This window comes from Escherichia sp. KTE172 (genome assembly GCF_000408845.1).
GTDB classification, from domain to species: Bacteria; Pseudomonadota; Gammaproteobacteria; order Enterobacterales; family Enterobacteriaceae; genus Escherichia; species Escherichia coli.
In genome coordinates this window covers 3,625,845-3,631,418 of the sequence record NZ_KE137316.1, presented here as the reverse complement: position 1 = coordinate 3,631,418, position 5,574 = coordinate 3,625,845, and the positions used below count along the sequence as shown (strand labels likewise).

At 48.9% G+C, this 5,574-nt stretch carries 3 protein-coding genes and 3 pseudogenes; 5 read left to right on the top strand and 1 reads right to left on the bottom strand.

What is annotated here, in order from left to right:
• Positions 1–159: 159 nt before the first annotated feature.
• From G434_RS06915 to G434_RS28120, 5 genes and pseudogenes are all read left to right on the top strand, one after another.
• A pseudogene (locus tag G434_RS06915) lies at positions 160–465 on the top strand (transposase); the annotation flags it as partial.
• A gap of 19 nt (positions 466–484) precedes the next feature.
• Positions 485–1,636 carry an IS30-like element IS30 family transposase gene (locus G434_RS06920; protein WP_001254932.1) on the top strand — a complete coding sequence of 384 codons (1,152 nt, stop codon included), beginning with the start codon at positions 485–487 and terminating at the stop codon, positions 1,634–1,636.
• 6 nt (positions 1,637–1,642) lie between these two features.
• A pseudogene (locus tag G434_RS06925) lies at positions 1,643–2,539 on the top strand (IS3-like element IS600 family transposase); the annotation flags it as partial.
• Between the two features lie 153 nt (positions 2,540–2,692).
• The gene (locus G434_RS06930; protein WP_001293436.1) at positions 2,693–4,690 is read left to right on the top strand and encodes a BCCT family transporter; all 1,998 of its coding nucleotides are present in this window, start codon (positions 2,693–2,695) and stop codon (positions 4,688–4,690) included.
• A gap of 62 nt (positions 4,691–4,752) precedes the next feature.
• A pseudogene (locus G434_RS28120) lies at positions 4,753–5,091 on the top strand (DUF2254 family protein); the annotation flags it as partial.
• 9 nt (positions 5,092–5,100) lie between these two features.
• Here G434_RS28120 and G434_RS06935 read toward each other — a convergent pair.
• Positions 5,101–5,574, bottom strand: a 474-nt coding sequence (locus G434_RS06935) for an IS3 family transposase (RefSeq protein WP_001623575.1), incomplete at its 5' end; no start/stop codon positions are given.

Genomic DNA, 5,574 nt, shown 5'->3' with positions numbered 1-5,574 from the left:
TGCTCCGGCCGAACCGTGGCTGATGCCATGTAGCTCAAGTACCTGACTGCGTAATACAGCCCGTCTGCCGTCTGGTTTTTCAGGACGGTTTTTCCTGAGGTAGCCTGAGTTTAACGGACACTCCTTCCTGAAATAGAATGGCATCAGAAGGAGCTAATAATGAGCAGAAAAACCCAACGTTACTCTAAAAAGTTCAAAGCCGAAGCTGTCAGAACGGTTCTTGAAAATCAACTTTCGATCAGTGAAGGCGCTTCCCGATTATCTCTTCCTGAAGGCACTTTAGGACAATGGGTTACCGCCGCCAGAAAAGGGCTCGGTACTCCTGGTTCCCGCACGGTGGCTGAACTGGAATCTGAAATTCTGCAACTGCGTAAGGCGTTAAATGAAGCTCGCCTTGAGCGAGATATATTAAAAAAAGCAACTGTAGCTTCAATTGGTCAACGCAACAGTTATGTGAAAACATGGGGTTGCGGAGGTTTTTTGAATGAGACGAACATTTACAGCAGAGGAAAAAGCCTCTGTTTTTGAACTATGGAAGAACGGAACAGGCTTCAGTGAAATAGCGAATATCCTGGGTTCAAAACCCGGAACGATCTTCACTATGTTAAGGGATACTGGCGGCATAAAACCCCATGAGCGTAAGCGGGCTGTAGCTCACCTGACACTGTCTGAGCGCGAGGAGATACGAGCTGGTTTGTCAGCCAAAATGAGCATTCGTGCGATAGCTACTGCGCTGAATCGCAGTCCTTCGACGATCTCACGTGAAGTTCAGCGTAATCGGGGCAGACGCTATTACAAAGCTGTTGATGCTAATAACCGAGCCAACAGAATGGCGAAAAGGCCAAAACCGTGCTTACTGGATCAAAATTTACCATTGCGAAAGCTTGTTCTGGAAAAGCTGGAGATGAAATGGTCTCCAGAGCAAATATCAGGATGGTTAAGGCGAACAAAACCACGTCAAAAAACGCTGCGAATATCACCTGAGACAATTTATAAAACGCTGTACTTTCGTAGCCGTGAAGCGCTACACCACCTGAATATACAGCATCTGCGACGGTCGCATAGCCTTCGCCATGGCAGGCGTCATACCCGCAAAGGCGAAAGAGGTACGATTAACATAGTGAACGGAACACCAATTCACGAACGTTCCCGAAATATCGATAACAGACGCTCTCTAGGGCATTGGGAGGGCGATTTAGTCTCAGGTACAAAAAACTCTCATATAGCCACACTTGTAGACCGAAAATCACGTTATACGATCATCCTTAGACTCAGGGGCAAAGATTCTGTCTCAGTAAATCAGGCTCTTACCGACAAATTCCTGAGTTTACCGTCAGAACTCAGAAAATCACTGACATGGGACAGAGGAATGGAACTGGCCAGACATCTAGAATTTACTGTCAGCACCGGCGTTAAAGTTTACTTCTGCGATCCTCAGAGTCCTTGGCAGCGGGGAACAAATGAGAACACAAATGGGCTAATTCGGCAGTACTTTCCTAAAAAGACATGTCTTGCCCAATATACTCAACATGAACTAGATCTGGTTGCTGCTCAGCTAAACAACAGACCGAGAAAGACACTGAAGTTCAAAACACCGAAAGAGATAATTGAAAGGGGTGTTGCATTGACAGATTGAATCTACAACAGCGTATTTTGCACAGGAGTCGCTGAAAAATACGCGTTAATCGAACAATGGCGACAACAATTTCCCATTGAAGCGATGTGTCAGGTATTTGGTGTATCCAGGAGCGGTTATTACAACTGGGTACAGCATGAACCCTCAGACAGAAAACAAAGTGATGAGCGGCTAAAACTGGAGATTAAGGTGGCACATATCCGCACTCGCGAAACATATGGAACCCGGCGGCTCCAGACGGAGCTGGCAGAGAATGGCATCATCGTTGGTCGTGACCGACTGGCACGTCTTCGTAAGGAGCTAAGGCTACGCTGTAAGCAGAAACGCAAGTTCAGAGCGACTACGAACTCGAACCACAATCTGCCAGTTGCGCCAAATCTGCTGAACCAGACGTTCGCTCCTACAGCACCAAATCAGGTCTGGGTGGCGGACCTGACGTATGTTGCCACACAGGAGGGATGGTTGTACCTCGCTGGCATCAAAGATGTTTATACGTGCGAAATTGTCGGCTACGCCATGGGAGAGCGCATGACAAAAGAGCTGACAGGTAAAGCCCTGTTTATGGCGCTCAGGAGCCAGCGCCCACCTGCCGGGCTAATCCACCACTCTGATCGAGGTTCACAGTACTGCGCATACGATTACCGGGTCATACAGGAGCAGTTTGGTCTGAAAACATCAATGTCGCGTAAAGGTAACTGTTACGACAACGCTCCGATGGAAAGCTTCTGGGGAACGCTGAAAAATGAGAGCCTGAGCCACTATCGTTTTAATAACCGGGATGAAGCCATCTCAGTAATACGGGAATACATTGAGATTTTCTACAATCGTCAGCGTCGTCACTCTCGTCTGGGGAATATCTCCCCGGCAGCCTTCAGGGAAAAATATCATCAGATGGCTGCTTAAAAAAAGAACAAATGGTAGTGTCCGCTATTGCCAGTACACCTCAACATTCCACCATGCATTCCGATTAACGCCGCATAGCCAGTTGAACTTTGCTACTTTGTGGGAGGTAGTACCTTCTATCCAGTGCGAATTTAATTAATGGAATAAATGATTATGAGTGAAAATGATACAATCCCAAAGAAGTCTACAAGTCAGATTAACAAAGCGGTATTCTTTACATCTGCTTTGCTAATTTTCCTTCTTGTCGCCTTTGCCGCCGTATTCCCGGATGTCGCCGACAAAAATTTTAAACTACTTCAGCAACAAATCTTCACGAATGCCAGCTGGTTCTACATCCTTGCTGTGGCCCTGATTTTACTGAGTGTCACGTTCCTTGGACTCTCACGCTACGGTGATATCAAGCTGGGCCCGGACCATGCGCAGCCTGATTTCAGCTACCACTCCTGGTTTGCGATGCTTTTTTCGGCAGGGATGGGGATCGGCCTGATGTTCTTTGGCGTTGCCGAACCTGTAATGCATTATCTTTCGCCACCCGTTGGCACTCCAGAAACCGTTGCGGCAGCCAAGGAAGCAATGCGTCTGACCTTTTTCCACTGGGGACTGCACGCATGGGCAATTTATGCCATTGTGGCGCTGATTCTGGCGTTCTTCAGTTACCGTCACGGTCTGCCTTTAACTCTGCGCTCCGCACTCTATCCCATTATTGGCGATCGCATATACGGACCTGTAGGACATGCGGTTGATATTTTCGCTGTTATAGGCACGGTCTTTGGCGTTGCGACATCACTGGGTTACGGTGTTTTGCAGGTGAATGCCGGTTTGAACCATCTTTTCGGGGTGCCCATCAATGAAACGGTGCAGGTAATTCTGATCGTGGTCATCACGGGGTTAGCGACGATTTCAGTGGTGTCCGGTCTGGATAAGGGAATACGTATCCTGTCTGAACTCAATCTGGGTCTGGCTTTGTTGCTCCTGGCGCTGGTCCTGTGTCTGGGACCAACCGTGCTTCTGCTGAAGTCATTTGTGGAAAATACGGGCGGTTATCTTTCGGAACTGGTGAGTAAAACGTTCAACCTTTACGCGTATGAGCCCAAGTCGAGCAACTGGCTGGGGGGCTGGACATTACTGTACTGGGGATGGTGGCTTTCATGGTCGCCGTTTGTGGGGATGTTCATCGCACGGGTCTCCCGCGGGCGAACCATTCGCGAGTTTGTCACCGGCGTGCTGTTTGTTCCCGCGGGTTTTACGCTAATGTGGATGACGGTGTTTGGTAACAGCGCGATCTATCTCATTATGAACCAGGGGGCCACAGACCTCGCCAATACTGTTCAGCAGGATGTGTCGCTGGCCCTGTTTAATTTCCTGGAGCATTTCCCGTTCTCTTCTGTGCTGTCATTCATTGCAATGGCGATGGTCATCGTCTTCTTTGTAACGTCTGCTGATTCGGGGGCAATGGTTGTGGATACTCTGGCATCAGGTGGAGTGGCAAACACACCCGTCTGGCAGCGAATATTCTGGGCCTCGCTCATGGGCATTGTTGCAATTGCGCTTCTCCTTGCCGGAGGGCTAAGTGCGCTGCAAACGGTGACAATAGCGAGTGCATTGCCCTTCTCAGTGATCTTACTAATATCCATATACGGACTTTTAAAAGCTTTGCGCCGGGATTTGACCAAGCGTGAAAGCCTGAGCATGGCGACAATTGCTCCTACGGCTGCACGTAACCCAATTCCTTGGCAGAGAAGGTTACGCAATATCGCGTATCTGCCGAAGCGATCTCTTGTGAAACGTTTTATGGACGACGTTATCCAGCCCGCCATGACGCTGGTTCAGGAGGAACTGAACAAGCAGGGGACGATAAGCCACATTAGTGATGCAGTCGACGATCGTATTCGTCTTGAAGTCGATTTGGGCAACGAGCTGAATTTTATATATGAAGTGAGGCTTCGCGGGTATATCTCACCGACCTTCGCGCTCGCCGCAATGGATAATGATGAGCAGCAGACTGAACAACATCGATATTATCGCGCTGAGGTTTATCTCAAAGAAGGCGGTCAAAATTATGATGTGATGGGCTGGAACCAGGAACAGCTGATTAATGACATACTGGACCAGTACGAAAAACACCTGCACTTCCTGCACCTGGTTCGTTAATAGCAACATGCCGTCCTGGGGGCGGCAATTATTATCTCGGCCGCAATATGAGGGAATGCAGAATGATTTCACGCTGGAAATGGATGCTGAAGCAGACAATTAAAAAACTATGGTTCAGGGCAACGTTATTCGCAATTGTCGCGATAATAACGGCCCTTTTATCAATTCTTTTTAAATCAATGATACCTGAGTCGGTTTCCGTGAAGGTTGGTGCGGAAGCAGTCGATAACATTCTGAACATACTGGCATCGAGTATGCTGGCAGTGACCACATTTTCGCTGAGTATCATGGTCACAGCCTACGGTTCAGCCACTACTAATGTGACTCCCAGAGCTACGCGTTTAGTTGTTGAAGACGTCACCACACAAAATGTACTGGCCACCTTCATCGGTTCTTTTCTCTTGAAGTGGTCAACAAAAACTGGCCACCGCGTTAGAGTTTTTCCAGTATCGATTTTCCGATTCGTTTGGGGGTAACCCACCGTTATATTCGTGCGGTCTTAGTGCGCTGTAATATCCAACGATATAGTCCGTTATGGCGTGAGCTGCCTCGCTGAAGCTTACGTAACCCACCACCGGCATCCATTCGTTCTTCAGACTCCTGAAGAAGCGTTCCATTGGGCTGTTATCCCAGCAGTTTCCGCGCCGGCTCATACTCTGTCTGATCTGGTATCGCCACAATAACTGCCGGAACTGCCTGCTCGTATAATGACTGCCCTGATCGCTGTGGAACATCACCCCGCCGGGCTTACCACGGGTTTCCCATGCCATTTCCAGCGCTTTCATGGTGAGCCTGCTGTCCGGCGAGAACGACATGGCCCAGCCCACTGGTTTTCTTGCGAACAGGTCGAGAACAACGGCGAGGTACGCCCAGCGCTTACCCGT